Here is a 23,116-nt window from a genome sequence, read left to right on the forward strand (position 1 = left end):
ATCGCGCAGCAACGGCGTGCGGGTGGCCGCGAGCGAGGTGATCACCCGACCCGCCTGCTCGGCGCTATAGCCCACCAGCGCGGCCGAGATCTCCGGCTCCAGTCCATTGAGCTTGTCGTACACCGCTCTGCGCGTGACGGGGATTTCCTCGCGCGCCCCTTGATAGGCCGCATGGATCGACGGTTGCTGGCGGGTGACCACCTGCATCATCAGATCGAACAGCGTCGAGAACAACAGATGACGGGTGTACTGGCTTTGCGCCGTCTGCTCAAACCAGGCGTTGAGCTGGTCCGGATGGAAGCTGCGCTCCAACACCGCGCGCGCCATGGTGGGGATGGGGAAATGCTCGGCAAAGCGCTCAAGCAGTGGATTCAGCAACATCGTCAACAGCCCGCTGGTTACAAAAGGGCGCGATTGTACCGAGGACGCGCGACTCGCGCTGCTCGGGCGATTCAGCTGCGTCGAGGGCGGGCGACCGGCAGGAGTCGTTGCGTTCACTTTTTGTGACCTTCACAGCCCTGCCAAACCCACACAACGCACAAGAAGGAGCTGGACTCTTTGCTCACGCTGAACTTTCAGACATTCAAGAAATACGACTTTGTGCCTATATAGCCATTCTGCGTGATACTCGTACTGGCCCCTTGATTCTAGCCAGTGTTTCCAGGGGTCGACCGAAGGGGCATGTATGGATATTAGACCGGGTGGCTATATGAGGTATAGTACTACTTTGTTACCTTTATGCGCCTGATTTAGCGAAGGTCACTCTGTGTGACCAGGCAATCCGTCTGCTCCCGGTGGCGCAAACGCCTCTTTTGCACGCACTACGACCCCAATGAACAGGCGAGCGATCTAGATTAACCTTTATAGATCAAATACATCGGAAAGATTCTAATCTAACATAAGTAGAACTAGTGACATTTGGCCTCGACAGGTAACCGATGCCGATCAGGGTCATCCATATTTACTGACTGAACACCAGCCTGAACGACAGGCAGTCGTCAGTGGGCCAGGGACCAGAGACCCTGGAAATGCGGCAGAGCAAGTGACTAGCGAGCAGAAAACAGCGAGCGCAAAGCGCCCTTGACAACCGATGCCATCCGCAAGATCGTGCGGCGGGCCGTTCGCCACGCCTGCATCGCGTTCCCAGTCCAACAGCACATGCTGCGCCATGCCACCGGCTACAAGCTGGCGAACGACGGCCAGGACACGCGGGGCATTCAGCATTACCTCGGCCACCGCAACATCCAGCACACCACCCGCTACACCGAGTTGGCGTCAGACCGTTTCAAAAACGTCAGGTACGATTGAGAAGGCCATTTCGCGGACAGCCCCCTGGGTTGGAAGCGATCCCAGCAGGGTCGGATATGGGCTGACAGAATTTTCAAGGGTTTGAGCTTACAACCCCTGATCGTTGCGCCGGCCATAGAGACCGGTGGTCCGCGAACTCTCATGGTTGGCCATCTGCTGGGCCACTTCGAGCTTGCCGCCGTTGCGGAGATACTCCGTAATGCCAGTGGCCCGAAAGGTGTGGCAGCCCGCCGCGGTGGCGATCCCGGCGGCCAGGAGGCGCCGGCGGATCATGCGGTAGACCTCGTTCTGCTGCAGGGGGCGCTCGGTGAGCTCGCCGCGCTTGCCCGGGGCGTTGGGGAAGAGCACTGCCTTCGCCTGGCCGCGTAACCCGGTCAGGTCCAGATAGCGCTCCAGCGACGCCTCGAGGGTATGGTGACAAGGCATCTCATGGCGCTTGCCGCCTTTCTCATGCAGTCGCCCCCAGGTGCGCAGCCCCTGAATGTAGACGTCCTCGACGCGCATCTTGATCGCCGCGCCGACACGCGCGAAGGTGTAGACCATCACGCTGATCAGGGCGTGGTCGCGCAGCCCGATGACGCTGTGCTTGGGACCACGCACCGCAGCGGCCGGATTGACCGCGCGCTGCTGGCCAACGACCAGCCAATCGAAGAGCATGCGGATCGCCGCCAGGTACTGTTTGACCGAAGGTGCCGAGAGCCGTGTCTGCAGCGTCTCGATATAGGCCGCCACATGCACCGGCTCGATGTCCTCGAGGGCGGTGAGCCTAGCCTGGTCGCACCAGGCGGCGAAGTCGACCGTTGCCCGCGTGTAGGCGCGCCGGGTATTCGCATTGCGGATATTGGCGGTGAAGAACGCGATGAAGCGCTTACCGGCCGCGGGCGTGCGCACACAGAGCGCCGGTAAGGTCACTGACCCCGCCGCGATCTTGATCAAGGCCTCTATCTTACGATTACCCAGCGTGATGCAACGATTCAAGAGTCATTGGTTCTACTGGCATACCGGTCAGACACGCATTGCCCTGACCAGCCTCGCGGTGAGCGGCTTCGTGTCGGGCCTGGTGCTGACGCTGGCGGCCGGCTGCTCGCTGTGGTCCATCCTGTTGGCGGTGCTCTTCGACTCGGCCAGCCTGTTCTTGGCCCTGGTGTATCTGTGTGCACTGCGGTGGTCACTCCCCGAAGCACTGGGTGTCCAAGCGCACGCCGACGCCTTGGCCATCGAGTTCCTGATCCTGCCCGCCATGGTCGGGTTCCTCCTCAACCGCGGCTGTGCCTTCCTGGTGGCCAAGACCTTCGGCTATTCTTTCGAGGCCCAGACCGCGCAGCGGCCAGATCCAGCGTTGCGGCAAAGGACTGGATTGACCTTGTAGGTTACGGGTTGTTGAGTGATGATGCCGAATCTCGGAGCCGAAAAGCCTGTTCGACGTTGCATCGATGCCGACTGCATATTTTCGGGGGTTTGGGCCAAAACCCCTTTTTGGAATGGCCCACCGCCCGGTGGGCCATTTTCGGAGGGCTACTTACTCGTCGCTATTGTCGCGACGGACCTTTGCGTTGGGTCCGGCGTCGATGTCCGGTGCCTTGGTGGCAGGCGCGAGCTGGCGTAGGTCCGCGACCGAGTAGCGTAGTGCGGGGATGACGCCGAGATAAGGCGCTGGGTTCTGGTTGTCCGCATCACGCGCGCCACCCTCCAGCTCGTGCTGAATCGTAGCTTGCACGAAGTAGACAGGCTCGATGTGACCTTTGCCATCATCGAAGTAGCCCGGCTCGGGCAGCACGGTGACGATCTTGGAAGCCTTGTTCCACTCCGTCTGGAGATGCTTCAGGGCACGCTCTTTGATCTCCGCTTCCTTGAGGAAGGATTCACGCGAGACCTTCTCCATCGCCTGCAGCTCGATCCAGCGCTTGTGCAACCCAACCAACTCGCCATCCTGCCCGAGATGCACGACGATCTTCGAGCCAGGTCCGCCAACCTTGATACCGTCGATCTGGCGTCCGAAGTGCACGGAGGTCAGCTTTTCGAAATCACGCACGATGCCCTTTTCATCTTGTGCGCTCATGCCGACGCCACCGACGCCCTGGACGACCAGTTGATCGCCGTCCTTGGGCATCAGCCCAAGGCGCTCGAGGTGCGCGAGGGCAAGATCGATCGCCTCATCCTTGCCCGGGAGCCCCTTGGTGTCACTCGGGTCTGAGTACTTTGCCAAGCCCTTGCTGAAGCTGAAATCGCCGGTGCGCGTGTCCATGCGGAAATAGGCGCTCGGATCCTCCTTCAGCGTCGCATAGAGGGCGCTTCCGGATTCGTTGTACTTGAGCTCGAGGTCAGCCTTGAGGCCGGATTCTCGCAGCAGTGATTTTGCGACATCGTTGGCTGCGGTGAAGCCTGGGAATCCTTCTTCTGATCGAAAGATGCGATTGACGCCCAGGGTTTCGGCAAGCTCCAGGCTGCCGCGCGCCATGGTGATCTCCGGCGCGATCTCTCCCTTCGATTCGACCGCCATGGCTGGCAGGGTCAGCAGGACGAGAGAGGACACCGCAGCGGACAGCAACCGCTTCGTGTGGTTGGTAGCGAACATAGAATGTCTCCGGAAGTGTATCGAGGATAAGGCGGCGTATTGCTCGTGGTCGGACGGCGACTACCAGTGCTGATACCAGTTGGTTAGGGCCGTGTGGCCGGCGGGTGGATCGGCAACGAAGTTGGAGTGTGTGTCGTTCTGGGTGCTCGGGTGCATGACCGCCGAGGCGAGACCGGGGTAATCCTGACCACGCCACCAACTGCGCTCATCGTTCACGGCGGCGAACCACGCCTGCCAGACACTTTCGCCATCGCTGATACGATCCCCGAAATTGTTGGAGATCCCGTTGCCGGAATAGCTCAGCGTGCGGTAGCCGATCGCTTGATGGAGTCCCTGAAACACACCGTTTGGCACCCAGGCGTCAGCCCAATCCGCGCGGTCGGCCGCGGAGGGGATCACCGTGCAGGATTGAAAGACAACGAATTCGAGGTCTAAGTCACCCCAGCGGGCAGAGGCGTTCGTATCAAGGTTGACGCCGGATACAGAGGCACCCGGCCCCATTCCCAAGTAATAGTTGTTGCCATGCCCAGAGTAATAGGCGAAGTCCATCGCATCGACATAGCTGTTGTTGGCGGTCGTGAATTCGAATGCATCCGCCCAATAATACTGCTCGTAGCTAAAGTGCTTGAGGAAGTTGTAGACGTTGTCGACAAAACGATCCTCGCCATGGTTATAGACATAGCCGCCTTGCTCCAAAGCAACTGCCGAATGCCCCATGGTCATCGCGATTGTCAGTGCCGACGCGGCGAGCGCGGCTGATCGATACTGTTTCTTCATATTGCGTTCTCCTTATTTAGAGCCAAGATGGTTGCTACACCGCGTCTGGAACGGTATGCGTCGTTTCGAGTGCCGAGAGCGTTTCATGGGTTCTGTGAAATTCACCCTTTCCCGCCTCTGCCAATCAGCTTAACGCAGAAAGCACGCCAATTTTGCAAGAGCCTGATTTATAAATACTTAGTGAGCATGAGTCGGAGATCGCCCAATCCGGATATCGATTCATCCTGGACTGATCGGGTCAATTCGGACCGACATCTTTCGGCAATGACGACTCATAATCGAGATCATTCGATCGTTTTTTCGCCATAGCCTTTTCACTTGGTGCTTGGATTTGCGCCGATGGATATCGCTCGCGGCACTTAACTACAAACAGAGGCGCACTTGAATATGGTGAGATGTCGCACTGGAGGACGAAATTGTCAGTGACTGATCTGGTTCGGGAAGGCCGCTCTGGCGGGCGATCAGGCGCAGCGCCTCGTTGTGAGGTTTCCCCGGAATGTCGTCTTTCAAGAGTGACGTTAACTGACGTCCACATTGGAGACGAAGATGCAGAAAATTCCCAAGCAGGAGTGCACCGCTGAGTTCAGGGAGCAGGTGGTAAAACGCGTTCAGAAAGGCAAGAGCATGCGAGGCGTGGCCAAGGAAATGGGGCTGGCCGAGCAGACGGTTCGTAATTGGGTCAAGGCGGGTACCCTCAACGGCGCGGGCGTGGTGCAGGTGAGGCCCGAGGCGATGGAGGTCTCGCGCCTGCGTGCAGAGGTTGCACGCCTGAAGCAGGAGAACGCCATCCTGCGAAAAGCGACGGCGTACTTCGCGAGGGATGCGCTGTGAAGTACGCCTGGATGGATACGTATCGTGATCAGTTTGCCCTGAATGCCCTCTACCGCGTGTTGAAGGTCAGCGTCAGCGGCAATCGGGCCTGGAAGCGCAGCGGCAGCGCCAATCGTCAGGGGCTGACAGATTCACAACTGCTGACCCTGATCGAAGCCATTCATGCTGAATTCAAGGGTGCTTACGGCGCTCCCCGGATGGTCCGTGCTGCGGGCACGACGCTTTCCGGTGAGTCAGGCACGCGTCGAGCCACGGCACCCAAGCGATCGACGGCTGATGGCAGAGCAGCGCGGGCACTGATGCCGAGAGTACCCAGCGCCAGGCCCACCGCCGACGGGGTATCGCGCCCCTAACCGCGCGTCGGCGCTCGGCTCACAAGTCGCAGCGCGACGTCAGGCTCGGGAGCACCCGAGGTGCAGTGCTGTTCGAGCCGGTGGATCTGTCCGATGGTCTCCTCGGAGAGTGGTCCGAAACGCGTGGAGAGGATCTCATTGGCCTGCTTGCGCTCCCCGACGATGACGTGGCGGAGCACACTGCCGGCGCACTGATGGAACTGCGCATGCTTCTCGCGCAAGGTCTCGTAGGCGGGGACGCTCTGCAGTTGCTTGCCGGCCCCATAGATCCAGGCGCCGAGGCTGCAGCGGTCGTCGCAAGCGACGCTGTCCGGATCCTGTGGCTCGCCGCGGCCCTCGACCACGCGCCGCAGCTTCTTCGACCATTGCTTGTGGACGTAGACGAACTCATCGAAATCGGTCTCCTCATTCCCACAGCGCCCCTGCGCCCGCGCGCCCTGGTGGCGGTGGTCGATCTTGAACACCGAGACCGTGGTGCTCAGGGCTCGGGCTTGCTCTTCCAGGCTCTCGGCGGCTGCGGCGGCCTCTTCCACCAGGGCCGCATTGCGCTGTGTGGTCTCGTCCATCTGGGCGATCGCCTGCGTGACCTGACCAACCCCGGACCCCTGCTCTCGGCTGGCGTCCGCGATCTCGCTCACCAGGGTCACGACCTTCTCGAAGGAGCCGACGATCACGTCCATGGTCGTGCCGGTCTCCGTCACCAGAGCGGCGCCATCGTCGATACGCGCGACGGAAGCGCTGATCAGCTCCTTGATCTCCTTGGCGGCCTGGGCGCTGCGCTGGGCGAGATGGCGCACCTCCGCGGCGACCACGGCGAAGCCGCGCCCCTGCTCGCCAGCGCGGGCGGCTTCGACCGCGGCATTGAGGGCGAGGATGTTGGTCTGAAAGGCGATGCTGTCGATCACGCCGATGATGTCGGCAATCTGCCGGCTGGCGGCCTGGATACCGCTCATGGTGTCGACCACGCGCTTGACCAGGGCGCCCCCGGCGACGGCGCGGTCGTTGGAAAGCCGCGCGAGTTCCTGCGCACTCGCGGCGTTCTGCGCGTTCTGCTGGATCGTGGCGTTGAACTGCTCCATGGCGCTGGCCGTTTCCTCCAGGCTGCTCGCCTGCGCTTCCGTGCGCTCGGAGAGGTCGGCATTGCCGGCGGCGATCTCGGCCGCGGCGGTGTTGATCGCGTCCGTCGCTTCCTTGATCTGCCCGACCATGTGCTCCAATTGCGCGACCGTGGTATTGGTGTCGTTCTTTAGGTCGGCAAAGCGTCCCTTTTGGCGCGACTCGATGGTCTTGGTCAGATCGGCTTGGGCGACGGCCTTGAGGACCGTAGCCAGCTCGTCGAGCGCCTTGGCGACGATCTCGCTGAGGTGGTTCATGCCTTCGGCCAGGTCGCGGAAGAAGCCGACCTTGCCCTCGATGCTCAGACGCTGGCTGAAGTCGCCATGGGCGACCGCATCTAGCAGTGCGTCCAGCTCAGCCTCGGCGGCGACCTCGGCGGTGCGGTCGATCCACTCCACGACCGTCCCGAGGCGGACGCCCTCGGCGTCCAGCACCGGATTGGCGATCAGCTTGAAGCTGCGATCGCCGACGCGCATCTGGGAAACGAAGGTGCCTTTCAGCCCCTCCAGCAGACTCTTTTGGTGCGCGGGATTCTTATGGAAGTCAGCAAAGCTGCGCCCGAGCAGCCCCGCAGCGCTGAAGGCCGGCAGCGCTTGGCGGATGTCCGCTTCGGCCTCATGGATCATGGTTTCGAATGCCTCGTTGAGATAGATCAGCGTCCCGGCATCGTCGGCTACCATGATGTTGGTCGAGGCCTTGTCGAGGGCGCTCTTGATCCGCAGGACTTCCGCCGATGCGCGCTGATCGGCGTCGGCCGTGGCTTTGAGGTTCTTCTGCATCTGAAGCAGGGACTTCAACAGCTGACTGGTCTCATCTCGGCCGTCAGCTTCGATCAGGTTGTCCAGATGACCGGCGGCAATCCGCTCCGCTACGCCAATGGCCTGCCTCAGAGGTAGGACGATGGCGCGCGTGAGGACACGGGCCAAGAGCAAGATGGTGATGACGCCGAGGACGCTCCCGATCAATGCCACGCGCTCCGCGGCTTGGACGCGTCGGGCAACGTCCAGACTGCCAGCCTGGGACTGTGCCTTGAACTCCTTCCCGCTCTCCAGGAGGATTTTCTTGATCGCGCGCCAGACCGGCGTTTCCTCGCTGTTGAGCAGTTGCTTGGCGCCAGACGTGTCTCCCGCCTTGACCGCGGCAAGGATCTGACCATGCAGTGCGCTTTGCGTGTCCGCGAGCGAGCTGATCTCCTTCAACCCCTCGATCGCCGGATTTCCTTCGTCCATCACAGAGCGGGATTGTGCTAAGAGGGACTGGAAGTCGTTTCTGGCTGTATCAAGATTTACCCAGGCCTTCGGATTCTCCGGATTCAGTATGACGTTGCGCAGCGCCTGTCCCATCTGCAGACCCTGGGCATACATCCCGGAGTAACCTTCGGCGAGCTTCTGGTCGCGCTCGATAAAGGTGTCAAAGCGCGCTTTCACCGCATCCATCCCGACCGCCATGGCTCCAATCGCGATCGCGCTGCAGCCAAGAATGATGCCGATACCGATCCAAAGCTTCGCCGCAATCGTCACGTTCTTGAAGGTGAAACGTCTTTTGTTCATGGTGTTCCTGTCTTGATTGATTGATATCGCTTTCGAATCGAGGCTCGTGCCGTTTTCCGCCTTCCCGCGCGGAACGCCATCAATGGGGGGGAATTTACGAACAAGGTCGCCATGCCGGATTTTTCGGTTAGCGGTCAAGGACGAGAAATGTCCCGATGGCACGCTGGTTTTGCGCATCTCTGAGTGAGGCGACGAAGTGCAGGAAATCCTCGCTCGCACGCTCGAAGACGGCAGCAATCGCCTGCGTCCAGACATCCCGGATAGGCCATCCAAAAATACCGTACCAGTTTGACTTTATTAATCGATTCCGATTTTTGGACATTTTGCCGATGACAGCGCTCGGTAAGCATTTGTTTTTTAATGCAAGCTGTTCAATCAGAACCGGCAATCGGGGTCAAAAATCTCCAAAATATTGGCGGTTTTTGCGCGCGATTCCGGGAGGTCTGGCGTCATGCCCGTTGTCCATGTTTGAGATTGATCGTGCTCGAGAATGGGGTTTGCGCCGCCGTGGCGAGAGCCGTCACTGATCGCTTGAGACGTCGCTCAAACAGGGTGTTGACGATATTTCTGTTGATGTCTTCGCAGACCATGCTCTGCTCAAGGGCTGCACTGGCGATTTGGCCGTTGAACTCGCTGATTGTCGTTGCAGCAGTCGTGATGGCTTCCAGTAGTACCTCGCGTGTCTCCAAGGCGCTCGGTCGGCTCGATCGATGCACGTCTGCATGACTTCGAGCACCTGGTGAACCCCGCGATTCAGCTGCTCGATACGTTGCTGGATCTCATCGGTGGATGCCTGAGTGCGCTCGGCCAGCGTGCGGACTTCATTTGCGACGATCGCGAATCCCCGGCCACCCTCGCCGGCCCGCGCGGCCTCGATGGCCGCATTGAGGGCCAAGAGGTGGATCTGCTTGGCAATGCCCCTGATCACGTCGACGATCGAGCGGATGTTCTCGGCATCCTCGGCCAATTGGCGGGTGCGTTCGCTGGCGTCATGCACGCCGTCTGCAAAACGCATCGTTGTCCGCAGAGGTCGGGGGGTCGTTGGAACGGTTTGCTCCCGGGGAAAAGGGGTACCGAAGGATATTGCGAGGACTCGCTGTTCGAATCCGTGGCCGGCATTGCAGAAACAAGCCGGATACGCAATGGCGAGTATTGGTAACGCGAAGTGTTGTCTTCTTCCAGCGCGCATCTGCGATACCGTGATCGGCATCGCATAATTGGCGAGCGCTGGATCTCCGGCGCTTCGATCTGATCTTCTGAGATGCGATTCAGGCTGGAGATCGGTAGGGGTTTTTCAAACGTCTCTGGAAATCCTTTGCGGATACCACCAGACCCATCGGCGCATTTTACGAACTACTCGACGGCGAGTATCCACCACAGTCCGGCCGGCTCTCCTTCTGCACTATCCCGATAGGCCTGGCATGCGCTTGGCCTGTGGCGTGCGTGCCGCCGCATCGCGAGCGTCTAGGACGTCGCGTAGACCGAGCGCGTTGAGAAGCCACCAGGCATCAAAAAATGTCACTGGCGATCTCGCGTACCTTACGGCGCTCTCTGCACGATCCCTCGCGCGTCACGTCGAACGCCTCCTGGTGTTCTATGCGGTGTCTCTCCATGAGAATTCCGATGGCGACGTTAACCACACGACCGGTTCCGACCGCATCGATCAGGCGCTCCTTCTGTTGTGCCAGTTCTCGGCTTTCACCCGCGCGCCAGGGCTGTCCTGATCGTGGGGAGCGCACTGGCCACATTGATGGGCTTGATCAGATCTCCCGATGTCGTCCAGATACTTGACGCTGTGCGATCCACGCTCTTATTGATGGGATGCAACTTAGCCGCGTTGGCATCGGCGCTTGCCAATCGCCTCGATCTGCCCTTGTCCGCCCTGTTCACTCGGGACCGCGCGGATGTGCATCTGTGCGCTCCACGTATGCAATCCTCCCCATCACGGGACAAGCGTCCGGTCGCTGAGTAGATCCTGGAACAGCTCCACCTGGTACTGGCTGCGCTTCTCCGAACCTGATTAGCAAGATACCTCAGCCAGATGGTCTAAGTCGTCGAAGGGGCTTGAAGTCTTGGTTGAGAGGAGAATTGAAGTCGAACTCTTATCTGAAAAATGCTTGGAAAGGTGTTTTAGGTAAAGATTTAAGAATTATTAAAATCTGATTATATCATTTGACGACTTAAAAAAAAACAATATAAGCAAAGAGTTACGCTGTTATCTTCGAAAACTGTCTACCTCAATGCATAAGTGCGTCTACCTCAACGCCCGTACGAGCCTACCTCTGCGCCCGACCTGCCCTACTTCAACGACCGAACGACCTACCTCAATGCACGAATCGATGCGTGAAGCAGAGTGCTAAGTCGTCGAAGGATGGGGGCTTTGTGAAATCGATTTGATCACAGCCGATCAGTACCGGATTGGCGCGTCCTCCTGTGGCTGGTGGTTGCGGGCCACCGAAGTCCTCGTTGGCCGGGCAGATTTGGTTGTCCTGAGTTCCAGGCTCCGGCGCGTTGTAAGCCCGCCCAGCACGAACGTTGTGTTGTTGTCGCTGTGTGGGCAGAACGTCTTTGAGACTCACTGGCGTTTCATTGCGCCTTCCTCTCTTGACCCTGGTGGGAAGGCTGGCGGCACCTACCTCAATGCACGAAGTTCGGTCCAAGCGATTGGACCGGGCGGAGGTTATGGCCGTGTTGCAGGGGGGGGGCTCTACCTCAATGCATGAATGCAAGCGGCGAGAGATCAGTAGGACGGTCGCAGGTTCGCGAGTATAGCCATTCTGCGTGATACTCGTACTGGCTCCTTGATTCTAGCCAGTGTTTCCAGGGGTCGACCGAAGGGGCATGTATGGATATCAGACCGGGTGGCTATACACCGCCGGGATGAGCCAATCTACCTCAGTGCACGAGTGATACGGACTGGAAGGCTGGCGGCGGCGCCTACCTCAATGCACGAATGGCAGCGGTGAGAAATGACGACAGACTGGGTCGATGGGTGGTTTTCGTGATTGACATCTACCTCAATGCACGACTTTGCTTGTTCACGTCTACCTCAATGCACGAGCCTATGTCTGCGTTAGGTGTTGGATTGTTTCCGGAGCGACGCAACCGTCTGGTTTTGTTTCACATGAGAGATGTAGCGGCTGAGCCGATTCAACGGGTTATCGCTCTTCAACAGGTAACGCAGACATAGCCATGCATGCAAGCGGCGAGAGATCAGCAGGACGGTCGCAGGCTGGTGAGTGCATCGCCGGGATGAGACCAATCTACGTCAGTGCACAAGTGATACGACTGGAAGGCTGGCGGTGGCGCCTACCTCAATGCACGAATGGCAGAGGTGAGAAATGACGACAGACTGGGTCGATGGCAAGCCGTTCGGTATAGGTGTTGCGAAGCCCGCTGGATACCCCTGTAAAACAATAGGTTGCATGCAAAAGAGCCACGGAGAATATTTTCTCGGTGGCTTTCAAGCCTAACCTATTGAGTTCCAGAGACAAGCAGGATGTCTAGCCACACCTTTGTCGGACGGCTTGGGTCGATGGGTGGTTTTCGTGACTGACATCTACCTCAATGCACGACTTTGCTTGCTCACGTCTACCTCAATGCACGAAGTTCGGTGCAAGCGATTGGACCGGGCGGAGGTTATGGCCGTGTTGTAGGGGGGGCGCTACCTCAATGCACGAATGCAAGCGGCGAGAGATCAGCAGGACGGTCGTAGGTTGGTGAGCGCATCGCCGGGATGAGACCAATCTACCTCAATGCACGAGTGACACGGACTGGAAGGCTGGCGGCGATGCCTACCTCAATGCACGAATGGCACAGGAGAGGCAGAGTGTCCTCGGCAACTAAGGCGATTTCCGGGAAAAAAACAGCCCCGCGGTTCCGATCCCGCAGGATGGGCAAAGCCCTGGCGATGCGCTGCTTTCGGAGTGCCGAGGGTCGCGGGGCATGCCCATCATCCCAGTTCGGCGTCTTGCAAGATGGGCACGTCCGTCTGGCGTCGAGGTTGGGCGCGAGCCCAGAGCGCGGACTTTGCCCATCCTACCGATCCGGATCTATGTGGGTAAGATCATTTCCGGAAATTGCCTAAGATGTTTTCGTGAAATCAAGTTGGTAACAGCGGGTCGGTGGGTGATCTGTGCCCTGCCTGTTCACACGATCAAGATTTTCGACCTCTCCTCGATTAGACGACTTTAATCAACTCTATAGAGGCTGTGCCGCAGGACGCCTAAGTCATCCCGACGCCCTCGCGCCGAGACAGGCGGTTGGTCCGACGGGTTCGACTACGGGGCGGGCTTCGGCTCTGTGCGGCCGTGCCACCCCTGCGGGAGATGACTCGGCAGTGACTCGCATGCGTTTGCATATTCCCTTCGCGGCTTCGGGCTCAATCTCCTATCGTCACGGCTGCGCGACGTCCGTGCCTACACCGACCTAGGACCGCTCGGCGTTATAGGTTGCAGAGTCGAAGCGTTCAGAACAAAGGGACTCATCAGGCGTTGCCGCTACTTTCTGTGTTCTTTTCGATGACAGATGTTTTCACTGATGGCGCGCGTTGGACATAGACAAGGTCCGTCTGGATGCAGATGCTTTGCGAGCGAAGAAAACCTACTTCGACGAGTTCGGCGAGGGCCTTCCTTAGGAGTTGACGGAACTTGGAAAGGTCTCTAGTCGTGGAGCCGGACAACCGCCGGATCGTCTCGGTCTTTAATGCGTAAGGCGTGCGGTGCGTGTAATAGAAGGCATGTAGCCATTTCGCGAGAACTCCGAGTTTTAGGCGTTGCTCCCAATCAATCTGCGTGTAGGACATATGGTCAAACAACGCAGCAATACGCGGTTCGAGCCGCACGATCCAATGTCGGTCGGATTCGCCCGTGTCGTTGTCATTTTTCCAGACAAAGTCGCGGATCAAGGACCCGGAATAGCCTCCGTTTTGAGTGCGAACCTCAAGGGCCGATGCTTGTAGTCGAGCGAGACTTTCCCGAAGGCGCAAATAGGACCGGGAGTTGGAAGGCCAGCATAGTGCCTTCAATAGGGAGTGCGCGGTAAACATGATTGGTGCACCGAGAGGACAGAGGCGGCCGAGATGGACGACTTGAAGGAAGACATCTTCGTCGGATTGGCGAAGTTCCTCCCCTGTGTAGATGATCTCGACTCCGTTCAGCGTGTCAATGAGCATCCCTTTCCGGTAAGCCCGTGGTGTTCGGTGATTGCCTATCGTAAAAAGCGCGCCGCGAACCAAGTGATTGGGGACACCTCGTTGAATATCCGGCCACAAAGGTAACTGGACAACGTTTGGGGAAAGGTTACTGAGAGCACGTTTAGGAAAGGACGATGGTTTCTTACTTGCAATGGTCTTCTCGAGACTCGCCAGCGCCGCCGTCACGCCAGAATCGTGGCATTCGTCATCGTCGGGCGAATCAACGCTCGGATCCGGCTTAGGTGTATCAACCATGTCAGGGTGAACGATCCGTCAAAGGTATCCGTACTGGAACGCAGGAGAGGCAGCGAAACCCCGCATCACATCGAAAACGAAGCCACGTGTCTGGCTGCAGTCTGTCATTGAGGGAGAGGTGCAATTGTCTGTCGGCGATCTGATCACAGATGAAGGTTACGCCTAAAACCTCTCAAAAATCAGACAACAAAAGGGTTAAATGCAGCCGATGCTGTAAGAAGATAGACCGGCTTGGAACAGAAAGCAATACCGTGATACTTTGAGCATAACGCATACGGTATGGTTTTGGAGGGCAACATGAGAGTGGCAGCAATAGTCCAGAACAAAGGAGGGGTGGGCAAGACCACTATCACCAAGATATTGGCGGAATATTTCGCACGGGAGGGTTGGCGTGTGCTTGCTATCGATCTCGACGCGCAATGCAACTTGTCACGGCGTTTCGTATGCATGGAGTACGACCGATCGGATCCAGATGGGGTGCTGCCGCCGACGCATCCAGACTTCGACGAGAAGGAGAATAGTCAATGGTCTGGACGAAGTTCGAGTGCGGACATCTATTTTGATGGCGAGTGTTATCCCTACCCGACTTCTTGGGAAACACTCCTGGCGTTACCAGGGCATGGACCGAAACTTCGGCAGATAGAGCTAGTAAGAGCGGATGAGGTGCGTAGCAGTGTGCACAACCGGTTGAGGGAATTTCTCAGTCTCGGGGAGGTTCAAGAAGCGTTTGATCTGGTGCTTGTGGATACCGCGCCGGCGAAAGGGCCGCTGACGGTTAGCGCCGTGCGCGCGGCAACGGATCTGATAATCCCGACAACGCTAGAGCCGCAGCCGGTAGAAGGTTTATATGGAATGTTGCAACTGTGGCGTAGGGAGCAGAACACCAGAGATCCTGCACGGCCACTGAGGATCGCTGCGATTCAACCGAACATGGTCAGACAAGGCGTGGCTTTGCATGAGGGAACTTTGGAGTCCCTTCAGAGGGATGAGGCGCTAGCATCAATGCTGTCGCCAGTGATCCTGCACCAGCGAGTGGCGTTTGCGGAAACGGATCATCCAGAGGCCAAGCCGACAAGCCTTTTTGATCTGGCATCGCGCAATCCGGCGCGACGGGAAGTCATTTCGTTCTGTCAACACATTGAAAGTCAGTGGCGGAAGTAAGGAGGGGGCGTGGCTACTAGCAAGAAGTTGAGATTCGGAGGCTCACCGGCCGCATCGGCGATGGGCGAGCTGCTACGAGATGAATCCGGGGCGGAGGATGATGCGCAAGAGCATTTGATTGAGATCTCAAAGGTTTCGCCGGATCCGGACAATCCGCGGCGGTTGATGCTGACGGACGAAGAGTTTGAGCATCTGCAGGATCCGGACTGGGTGAGCGGAAAGCGAGAGGACGACGGCGGGGATAAGCGTGTGGCGGTCCTCTTAGGGCTAAGAGAGCTCGCCGACTCGATGCCGGCTAGCGGGGTGCTGCAAGCGATTCGAGTGTATCGGTACGGGTCCGGATATCGCATTGCGTTCGGGGAACGACGGTACTGGGGCGCGCGGTTAGCGAATCTTACGGAGATACCGGCCCGAGTTCATTTTCAGCGCCCGACGAATTTGCGAACGCTGCAGTTGGTCGAGAATCTGCAGCGGGAAGACCTTGATCTGAGCGGGAGGATGCGAAGCGTCCTCGCGATGATGGAGGAGATTGAGTGTGAGGGAGACGTGAGTGGTCAGCTTTTGGCGAAGCTTGTCGGCATGAGCGACCGGCAAGCACGCCGGTATTTGCAGGTTGCGAAAGGGCCGAGGGAAGTGCTGGACGCTGTTGTGGAGGATCGTGGTATCAGAGATCTCTTGGTCGCGGCGACCGTCGCAGGGATAGAGGATGCCGAGAAGCGCGCCGTGGTGCTGCGTGCGCTCGCCGCCGGGAAGACTCTCAAGAATGCACAAGCGGAAGCGGAAAGGGCCGTCAACGCGTCAGCGGGGAAGGCACGCGGAAGGCCAGCGACCAAAGTGACATTGGGGACGACGGCGAACGTCGTGGTGGTGCGCACGGTGATGGAGCGAGTATTGGGAGATGAGGGGATACCTAACCTGGACTGGAATGATTACGGAGCGGTGAGCAAAGCATGGAAGGACTTCCTCCGAAAACTGGAGGAGTCTCTGTGAAGACTTCGGTGCGTATGACGTACGCGATGCAGATGGAGTTGCGAGATGCAGCGAGAAGAGCCTACGGGGGAAAAGGAAAGAGTCGGTGGGTGAGGGATGCACTAGAAAAGCTTGCCGAGGAAGATCCCGCACTAACAACTGTCGGTCTTGGAGAACATGACTTCGTTCCGGAGTGTGTGGAGCAGGTTCAGCTGTCAGACAGCGCCTTAGAGCTCCTCGAGAAGTTGGTCTCTAGAGTGCGGCGACAAGATCCGCTTGCAGAAGGTGTGCAATCGCAGGTGTTGAGAGCCGCGGTGCGATTGCGGCTTGAACGGTCTTGCAGACCGGCTGCGGAATAGCGCCTGTAAGCGACTGATCCTAAAAAAGAAAGAGTGTCTGCGGTTTTTCAAATAAATCCCCAGTCAACTGCGGTGACAGTATCCAGTAGCCTCATAATCCCGCCGGGGTGTTGCGTCATATGTCATTGCTTTGGCCTTCCACAAGCTGTTACATCCAGCTGTGATCGCCTCGATCAGCTCGTGCAGCGGATGAAACACCGGACTGTCATCACCGCTCAGGATGGGATGCGGGACTCCAAATCGCCACAATGCATCACGTTCTGCTTCGCAGACTTCGGCACAGAAGCGCCGTCGCTACGCCTCCTCGAATGACTTGAGTCGGGTAGCCGGATGACGTTCCCGCCATCCGGCCCCCTAAGAAACCGGTGTACGAGTGTCCCCGCAACGGGCTCGAGCCTCGGCAAGGCGCCGTGAAGCACCCGGCAACCGATTCCGGACAGCTTCAAGATATAGGGTTGTACCGACCAAGTTCCGTCGGAAGCTAGTCCCCTTGCACCGCTTCAACGGCGATCTATCTAAGCGGGCCTTCATCGCAACCTTAGCTCCTGCCCACTCCGATACTGATAGTCGCCACCTTTCCTCGGGTTATCAGTAGCCAGCCTAGCGGAAGATATGACGACAGCGATATCAGCTTGCGGCAAGTTGCGTACGACGCCCGCGTTGAACTGGTTGTACTCGCCAGGCTTTTTGTTTTCCGGGCCGTAACCGGTGCGTAGTCGGCGGCGATCAGCGTCTGAGTTCGAGTCACTGAGGTCGTGATGGGTCTTGATACCCCAGTGGCGCGGGAGTGTCGCGTGCGCTCTCGTGATACTCGTAGGGCCGATCCCTCGCCGACCGGACACGTGCGCGGCGGCAACCGACGTAACCCAGGTTCTACCCGCTCCAGGACTCGGCTGCGGCTCTGCCCCGGACTATTGGTTCGCTTCGCTCTCCCTGGCAGAGGCAGGTTAAAGGCGAGCATGTACTGGATGTCTAGCGCCTTGCGGGGGGTGATCGGTCAGGTCCTAGACGACGTCGGCGGAGTGCTTGCCAGTCTTCTGCTCAATGGGATGGCGCGCGCTGCTGGCCATCGAGTGCGAGCGCGAGGCCAGTCGTTGCGGATAGGTGAGGCTCCCGGGCGTGGCCGCGCAGGCAGGGTGCAAGGGGCGTGCAATCGCCGCAGACTTGACATCCTCGCCGACCTAAGGAACGGTGCTACGCGTAAGCAAGCTGGCGAATAGTCGCTTCGGCGGGTTCCTGGGCCGACGTCCCAATGGACGAAGCATCTCCGCAGGCTAACCGGGCGTGTCCCGTCCTTAGAACATTGATCGCGCCGACCAAATCGGCGTTTTCCTCGAAACCGCACTCCGCACACGCGAACTGGGCCTGAGTCTGACGGTTCTCCTTGGCGATATGCCCGCAGCACGGACAGGCCCGGCTAGTGTTGTGCGGGGGCACCGCGACCAGGTGCCCGCCGTTCCACGCCGTCTTATAGTCCAGTTGCCGCCGGAACTCGAACCAACCTTGGTCGAGAATGACTTTGTTCAGGCCAGACTTGGCCCGAACGTTGGTGCCCGGTGCTTCGATCCTCCCGGCCGCCGACGCGGACATGTTGCGAACCGGCAAGCCCTCGATATTCACCATCGCGTGGTTTCTGCTGATCGTGGTCGTGGTCGTGGTCGTGGTCTTGTGCAGGTAGTCGCGGCGGGCGTTGCCGATGTGGGCATGGATGCGCTAGACGTGGGCTTTCGCCTTCTTCAAGTTGTTGCTGAACTAGGCTTTGCGGCTCATGGCACGCTGGGCCTTTACAAGCGCTGTTCCTGGCGCTTGAAGCTGTTGAGGGGCTCGAACATCGCGCCGTCGCTCAAGGTGGCGAAGCGGACAATGTCCATGTCGATCCCAACGGCCGTGTCCTGGTGAAGCGGTATTAGGCCTCGCGCTCGGTCTGTATCGACACGGACCCCTTGTCGCCCGACTGGCTGACGGTGATGTTCTTCACCGTCCCGAGCACATCGCCGCTCTTGCGGTAACGCAGCCAACCCAGCTTGGGCGGAGACAGGCGGCTGTTGGCCTGGTCGAGCTTGACCTGTTTCGGGTCTGGGTAGCGGAAGCTGTTGCGGGACCGGCCTTTCTTCTTGAAGCGGGGAACGTCGGCGCGCTTGGCGAAGAAGTTGGCATAGGCCGGCTCCAGGTCCTTGAGGGTTTGCTGCAACGGATGCACTGGGGCATCTGCAAGCCAGGCGGTTTCCGGACTGTTGCGCCACTCGGTGAGGCACTTGCACAGCGCCGGATATCCGAGCTTTTTCGCCCCCTCCTCGGCAACGCCTGTTTCATCGCCAGCTCTCGGTTGAAGACAAAGCGGCACGATCCGTCGAAGCTGCGCATGTCGCGCGCCTAATCGCCGTCGGACATCGACTCGAACTTGAGGGCTTGGAGACGTTGCATGTCCATACCATCGTTTGCTCTATGAGCAACGATAACGACAACGAGAAAGCACACGGTCGGCACTGCGTTTTTGCGATGCGCGGCCACTTGGTCTTCATGGCGAAATACCGCCGCAAGGTCTTCGATGGCGAGTCGACCGCCAGCGTGCCTTCATGCGATCTTCGTCAAGGTCGGCACCGACTTCGTGGCGATGTTGGTCGAGATGGATGGCGAGTACGATCACGTTTACCTGCTGGTCGAGTACCCGCCCAAGGTCGCTGTCTCGGCCTCGGTGAACAGCCTCAAGGGCGTATCCAGCCGGTTGCTACGACAAGAGCGGCCAGACATACAGCGGCGCTATTGGAAGGGGATGCTCTGGTCGCCCTCCTACTTCACCGCGTCCTGCGGTTCTGCCCCGATTTCCATCGTGCCCCAGTACATCGAACAACAGCAAACGTCGCACTAAGACGGGACCGGCCCGGGTCCCGAATACGCACCCAGCGCTATCCTTACCCGCCCTGAACGAGGGGGCTCGCCGCGCATCGGGTCAAGTCTTCGTCGGGGTCGAGGCAAAGTGCCTGGTGTGTCGCAGCCGCGCCCCTGAGCGGGACGCCCCCGCCCAGCCACAGAACTTGTCGCCATTTACGCAGTGCGGTCAAGGTATGGAGGCCAAGGCCGACTCCAGCGGATAATCCGACACCTCGGAGGCTGGTGAACTGCCCGACGTGAGGGAGGTGAGGTGGTCGTTGATCGCGGCAGAGACAGATCGTGCGGACTTCCAGTGTTCCTTGCTAAGGGCGTACGCGTGCGAGTTCGGCTCGCCCCGTTCGGCGCAGTGCCGACGGATGTCGGCGGCCAGTGTCGGCTGATTGTCCGTGGCGATGAAAATCGATATTCGAGTTTCTCCTGCTTGATAAAAAGCGCGAAGATATCCGCTCAACTCTGAGGAGGGGCCGCCGCGCCTGAAGCGCTTGAAGGTGGCGAAAGCCGAGCGTGCGCCCCAACCGCCAGCCGACTGGGCGTATCCCAGCAAGACCCAGCTGGTGTTGGAGCTGATTGAGGGGTCACGCAGCGCATCCGCGTGCGCGGCGACGCCGAGATCACGGTTACCGTCAGCAGCGCGCGGGTGCATGTATGCGCCCATGGCAAGAAGCGCTTCGTCATCGCGCTCAAAATACCCCGGCGGCGAAACCGACTTCCGCTATCTGGTGGCCACCGACCTGAGCTGGCGGACCCTCGACATCGTCCAAGTCGATACGCTGTGATGGCTGATCGAAGTGTTTCTGGAGGCTTGGACGCTCAATGAAGGATGGAGGCAACTGGCCAAACAGCCCGACGAAGAGGGGTCAAGCCGAAGCCTAACCCTGAGTATGCTGCTCGACTACACCCTCCTCCTTCACCCCGAGCAACGAACCCGCCTCAAGGCACCCGCGTGCACCGTGGGCAGCCGAGGCCTTGATGGACATGTTCCGAGGGCTGTTAGCCGCTAAGGATCCCACCGCCCACCTTGAGCAACTCGCCGAGACCATCAAAAACGGCATGTCCTCTGACTCCATCGAAGAAGCACATGAGTGGGCCTGACCTGGGTCGGCAAGCCTCGACACCGTCGCTGCGCCACCGTGCCGCGGAGGCATACGCCTAGTGTCGACTGAACACCAGTGTCGAATCTAGAAACTCGAAGATTGAGTGAAAAGATCCTGCCGACTGTGCTCGATCACAGACTGGGCGATCTTTCGCCGGGGCAGCACAGCATAGCGTCGGCGGTGTTAGTGGCACCTCGCGGAAATGGGCAAGGCTAGCCGGTTCGTAGGGGCCATTGCAGGAGAGGCAGCGAAAGCGCGATCCCGTGGGGCACGACGCCGAGGGGTCCGCGTAGTGTGCACGCGGGCGTATGGCCGCGGTGTCGGAGGGGGGCGTGTGGGGCGAACGCAGGCACAAGAGGCTGTCTCGTCGCGAGGGTAGTGGGGCAACTTGGTGTCCGGCAGCACATCCTAGGCGGGACAGACACCCTTCGGCCTTTGCGGCGATTGAAGCGTCAGTCCCATGTGCGATTGACGTCGACGCCGAGACGAATCAGGAATTGGTCAAACTGATCGCGCGTAGCAAACTGGAACGTGATCCGGCCTTCCTTTGTCGCTTCATCGAATCCAAGGCTCGCATCCAGGTGGCATTGCACTCTGATGGCCTCTTCGAGATGAACTAAGTAGCTCGGCCGATCCAATATCCCCCGCGTAGCGCTATCTTCCTTGTTTAACTTTGCGTCTCTGACGGACGCTTCAAGGGCCCTTACGGAAAGCTTCTTAGCAAAAATCTTGGCGAGCACTGCGGACTGCTGCCGGACCTTAAAACGCGTCATAACCTTTGCATGGCCGAATGAAATCCTGCCCTGCTCAAAAGCTCTGCGCACTTCCGGGTGGAGCCGCTCAGCGAGCCGCTTGGCGTGCCGCAGACGGTCTAAGGGGATCTCATATTCTTTGGCGGCGTCAGCCCAGGTGTAGCGGTGCTGGCGCGAGCGCAGGGCATTCATCTTTTCCTGAATGACGTCGACGAGCCGAAGCAAATCGCGCGTGCCGCTGCAGTTCCGATCGGGGGAAGGAGCAGAATCAGACTCTCGCGCTGGCTCGCGCTCAAGATGGATCCGAAGCGCCTCGGTTTGCGACATGCGCCCGAGCACGATGGCGGGCACACGTGGTTCGAACAAATAGCGAGCGATCTCATAGGTGTCGCGCCCGGCGAGGAGGTGATAGCAAGGGAAACCGGGATTCCCAACGGACCGCAGAGTGACCGCCTGCAACGGAGCACCGGCCTCGGCGGCCTCAAGCGCTTGCGCTTCGGGAGTGTGCCGCCGTGGTCTGCGCCAGTAGTCTGGGATCTGGATCTCCTCTACGCGTATCTGCTGGATTGCTTCCATCGAACCCCCTTCCACCGGTCGGATTGGCCTGCGCGACACAGTTCTGCGGTTTGCAAAGCGACCTCCGTCATCGCTGATCTGGAAAGTGAGCTCGCGAATAGCGAGTGGGACGCGGCTAACCGTCTCCGAGGCGCCCACCCATTCTGTTCGCCTGATGGGCATCGTCGAGTCGGTGCGCGCAAATCTCAACCTCGGAGTTGTTACCGAGGCTCCGTCGCTTCGGCAGCAATCGGTTGCCGAGTAACTTTCGCCAACCACACCTGTGTGGCGAGGATTCACTCGAGCCTAGGAGGGGGGCTTCCGCCGCTTCATTGCTTGCCCGAGCCACGGCGCCAGATTTCGCGCGGCGTCTGGCCGATTCTCACACTCAGCACACTCAGAGACGCTTTCTCAAGCGCCATGCCCAGACACCGTAATCGCGGAATCTTAATCGTGTGTCTTGTGAAACGCATCGGGTGTCGGCTGGGCGTCCACAGACTCAATTTCGCCAGATGATCCTGATCGTGCTAACACCTCAGGGAAAAATGTTGCCACGTGGCAGGAATCTTTTCAATATACTGATTATAAATTAGATATTTATCGCATTCGAGCGGGGAAATGCTGGAAATCAAGGGTGTATCTGTCACGAAATGCCACGAAAAAGTCGTTCACAAAAGGCTGTGTGTGCGTTAGGTGTTGGTCCCAAAGACTGCTGCCCCCCCGACGGATTGGCCAAGCAAGACAGACGGAAAGTAACTTCTCAGGCTCATTGTGGGTTTTGAGGACATGTTAGAGTTTTGCGTTTTCCTCGACACCCGATACCCCGATGAGGACCGATGAGCCGCCTCAACGACCTGATCGGCGGAGAGAAATGCCACGAAGAAGTCCGACGGATGCGTTGGCCCCACGGGACGGATTGTCCACGTTGCGGGTCCAACAAAGTCGTCAAGCGTGGCCGCAACTACCGGCACAGGGCCTGTCGCCGCTACACCTGCCGAAACCGCGCGAAATGCTTCGATGACCTGACGGCGACGATTTTCATGGGACGCCATCCGCCGCTGTCGGTGTGGTTTCCTCTCTGTACTTGATGGGGCTGAACCAGTCGAACCTTCAGATCGCCGAGGAGCTTGGCCAGAATGAAAGCGATGGTCAGTGGATGGCGGAGCAACTGCGTAAGGGGATCGTCAAGCGCCGTCGGGGGGTACATCGTGGCCAGACACAAGGGGCGTGCGGATCGTATCGTGGGATGCTCACCACGCCGTCGGCGGCACAAGGGGGCTCCCGGACGAGGCACCTTGGCAAAGTACAAGCCACCGATCTTCGGCTTGATCGAACGCGGCGGGGAGGTGCGCATCGCCATGCTGGCGGATGTCAA

The 23,116-nt window shown here is 59.1% G+C and carries 17 protein-coding genes and 4 pseudogenes; 8 read left to right on the top strand and 13 right to left on the bottom strand.

The genetic code is table 11. The annotated features are described in order from the left end of the window. Positions 1-381, bottom strand: a pseudogene (locus CKO23_RS19470) (IS4 family transposase); the annotation flags it as partial. A 693-nt stretch (positions 382-1,074) separates the two neighbouring features. On the opposite strand from CKO23_RS19470, the pseudogene CKO23_RS19475 reads away from it, so the two are divergent. After that, positions 1,075-1,308, top strand: a pseudogene (locus CKO23_RS19475) (tyrosine-type recombinase/integrase); the annotation flags it as partial. An 87-nt stretch (positions 1,309-1,395) separates the two neighbouring features. Here CKO23_RS19475 and CKO23_RS19480 read toward each other — a convergent pair. Continuing rightward, complete coding sequence (locus CKO23_RS19480; protein WP_200333753.1) at positions 1,396-2,244, bottom strand: tyrosine-type recombinase/integrase; 849 nt, start codon at positions 2,242-2,244, stop codon at positions 1,396-1,398. A 28-nt stretch (positions 2,245-2,272) separates the two neighbouring features. Between CKO23_RS19480 and CKO23_RS19485 the strand changes: the two genes are divergently transcribed. Continuing rightward, complete coding sequence (locus CKO23_RS19485) at positions 2,273-2,677, top strand: hypothetical protein (protein ID WP_200333755.1); 405 nt, start codon at positions 2,273-2,275, stop codon at positions 2,675-2,677. Between the two features lie 150 nt (positions 2,678-2,827). On the opposite strand, the gene CKO23_RS19490 is transcribed toward CKO23_RS19485, so the two are convergent. Both CKO23_RS19490 and CKO23_RS19495 read right to left on the bottom strand, forming a co-directional pair. Further along, positions 2,828-3,883 carry a hypothetical protein gene (locus CKO23_RS19490; protein WP_200333757.1) on the bottom strand — a complete coding sequence of 352 codons (1,056 nt, stop codon included), beginning with the start codon at positions 3,881-3,883 and terminating at the stop codon, positions 2,828-2,830. 60 nt (positions 3,884-3,943) lie between these two features. Further along, entirely contained in the window at positions 3,944-4,660 is a 717-nt protein-coding gene (locus tag CKO23_RS19495; protein WP_200333759.1) for a DUF6345 domain-containing protein, read from the bottom strand. 546 nt (positions 4,661-5,206) lie between these two features. Here CKO23_RS19495 and CKO23_RS26925 point away from each other — a divergent pair. Together CKO23_RS26925 and CKO23_RS26930 are read left to right on the top strand one after the other, a co-directional pair. Beyond that, positions 5,207-5,491, top strand: coding sequence for a helix-turn-helix domain-containing protein (locus CKO23_RS26925; RefSeq protein WP_200333761.1), 285 nt, complete (start codon positions 5,207-5,209; stop codon positions 5,489-5,491). Beyond that, entirely contained in the window at positions 5,488-5,844 is a 357-nt protein-coding gene (locus CKO23_RS26930) for a hypothetical protein (protein ID WP_200333764.1), read from the top strand. The genes CKO23_RS26925 and CKO23_RS26930 overlap by 4 nt, the downstream gene beginning before the upstream one ends. On the opposite strand, the gene CKO23_RS26415 is transcribed toward CKO23_RS26930, so the two are convergent. The 5 genes and pseudogenes from CKO23_RS26415 to trfA form a co-directional block, all read right to left on the bottom strand. Further along, positions 5,841-8,510: a methyl-accepting chemotaxis protein gene (locus CKO23_RS26415; RefSeq protein ID WP_200333771.1), complete on the bottom strand. Its 2,670-nt coding sequence runs from the start codon at positions 8,508-8,510 to the stop codon at positions 5,841-5,843. The genes CKO23_RS26930 and CKO23_RS26415 overlap by 4 nt on opposite strands. Positions 8,511-8,959: 449 nt before the next feature. Next, complete coding sequence (locus CKO23_RS25835; RefSeq protein WP_242482583.1) at positions 8,960-9,199, bottom strand: hypothetical protein; 240 nt, start codon at positions 9,197-9,199, stop codon at positions 8,960-8,962. A gap of 65 nt (positions 9,200-9,264) precedes the next feature. Then, a pseudogene (locus CKO23_RS26935) lies at positions 9,265-9,477 on the bottom strand (methyl-accepting chemotaxis protein); the annotation flags it as partial. Positions 9,478-10,018: 541 nt separating this feature from the next. After that, complete coding sequence (locus tag CKO23_RS26605) at positions 10,019-10,258, bottom strand: ANTAR domain-containing protein (protein WP_346014644.1); 240 nt, start codon at positions 10,256-10,258, stop codon at positions 10,019-10,021. A gap of 2,738 nt (positions 10,259-12,996) precedes the next feature. Beyond that, entirely contained in the window at positions 12,997-13,959 is a 963-nt protein-coding gene (gene trfA / locus CKO23_RS19530; RefSeq protein WP_200333777.1) for a plasmid replication initiator TrfA, read from the bottom strand. 297 nt (positions 13,960-14,256) lie between these two features. Between trfA and CKO23_RS19535 the strand changes: the two genes are divergently transcribed. Together CKO23_RS19535 and CKO23_RS19540 are read left to right on the top strand one after the other, a co-directional pair. After that, complete coding sequence (locus CKO23_RS19535) at positions 14,257-15,120, top strand: ParA family protein (protein WP_200333784.1); 864 nt, start codon at positions 14,257-14,259, stop codon at positions 15,118-15,120. A 9-nt stretch (positions 15,121-15,129) separates the two neighbouring features. Continuing rightward, positions 15,130-16,110 carry a ParB/RepB/Spo0J family partition protein gene (locus tag CKO23_RS19540; RefSeq protein WP_200333789.1) on the top strand — a complete coding sequence of 327 codons (981 nt, stop codon included), beginning with the start codon at positions 15,130-15,132 and terminating at the stop codon, positions 16,108-16,110. Positions 16,111-17,642: 1,532 nt separating this feature from the next. Here CKO23_RS19540 and CKO23_RS25850 read toward each other — a convergent pair. Further along, positions 17,643-18,158, bottom strand: a complete 516-nt coding sequence (locus CKO23_RS25850) for an RNA-guided endonuclease InsQ/TnpB family protein (RefSeq protein WP_346014645.1) — start codon at positions 18,156-18,158, stop codon at positions 17,643-17,645. A gap of 196 nt (positions 18,159-18,354) precedes the next feature. Next, positions 18,355-18,648 (bottom strand): hypothetical protein, encoded by a 294-nt coding sequence (locus tag CKO23_RS25855; RefSeq protein ID WP_242482578.1) that lies wholly within the window; start codon positions 18,646-18,648, stop codon positions 18,355-18,357. A gap of 245 nt (positions 18,649-18,893) precedes the next feature. On the opposite strand from CKO23_RS25855, the pseudogene tnpA reads away from it, so the two are divergent. Next, a pseudogene (gene tnpA / locus CKO23_RS19550) lies at positions 18,894-19,317 on the top strand (IS200/IS605 family transposase). A 189-nt stretch (positions 19,318-19,506) separates the two neighbouring features. On the opposite strand, the gene CKO23_RS19555 reads toward tnpA, so the two are convergent. Then, a complete protein-coding gene (locus tag CKO23_RS19555) occupies positions 19,507-19,995 on the bottom strand; it encodes a hypothetical protein (RefSeq protein ID WP_200333790.1) in 489 nt (162 codons plus the stop codon). Here CKO23_RS19555 and CKO23_RS26420 point away from each other — a divergent pair. Further along, positions 19,994-20,116, top strand: coding sequence for a hypothetical protein (locus tag CKO23_RS26420; protein ID WP_274600242.1), 123 nt, complete (start codon positions 19,994-19,996; stop codon positions 20,114-20,116). The two genes, CKO23_RS19555 and CKO23_RS26420, sit on opposite strands and share 2 nt — an antisense overlap. Before the next feature lie 770 nt (positions 20,117-20,886). Here the strand turns inward: CKO23_RS26420 and CKO23_RS19560 are convergent. Then, positions 20,887-21,762, bottom strand: coding sequence for a hypothetical protein (locus CKO23_RS19560; RefSeq protein ID WP_200333792.1), 876 nt, complete (start codon positions 21,760-21,762; stop codon positions 20,887-20,889). Positions 21,763-23,116 lie beyond the last annotated feature (1,354 nt).

The organism is Thiocystis violacea (genome assembly GCF_016583565.1).
Taxonomy (GTDB): domain Bacteria; phylum Pseudomonadota; class Gammaproteobacteria; order Chromatiales; family Chromatiaceae; genus Thiorhodococcus; species Thiorhodococcus violaceus_A.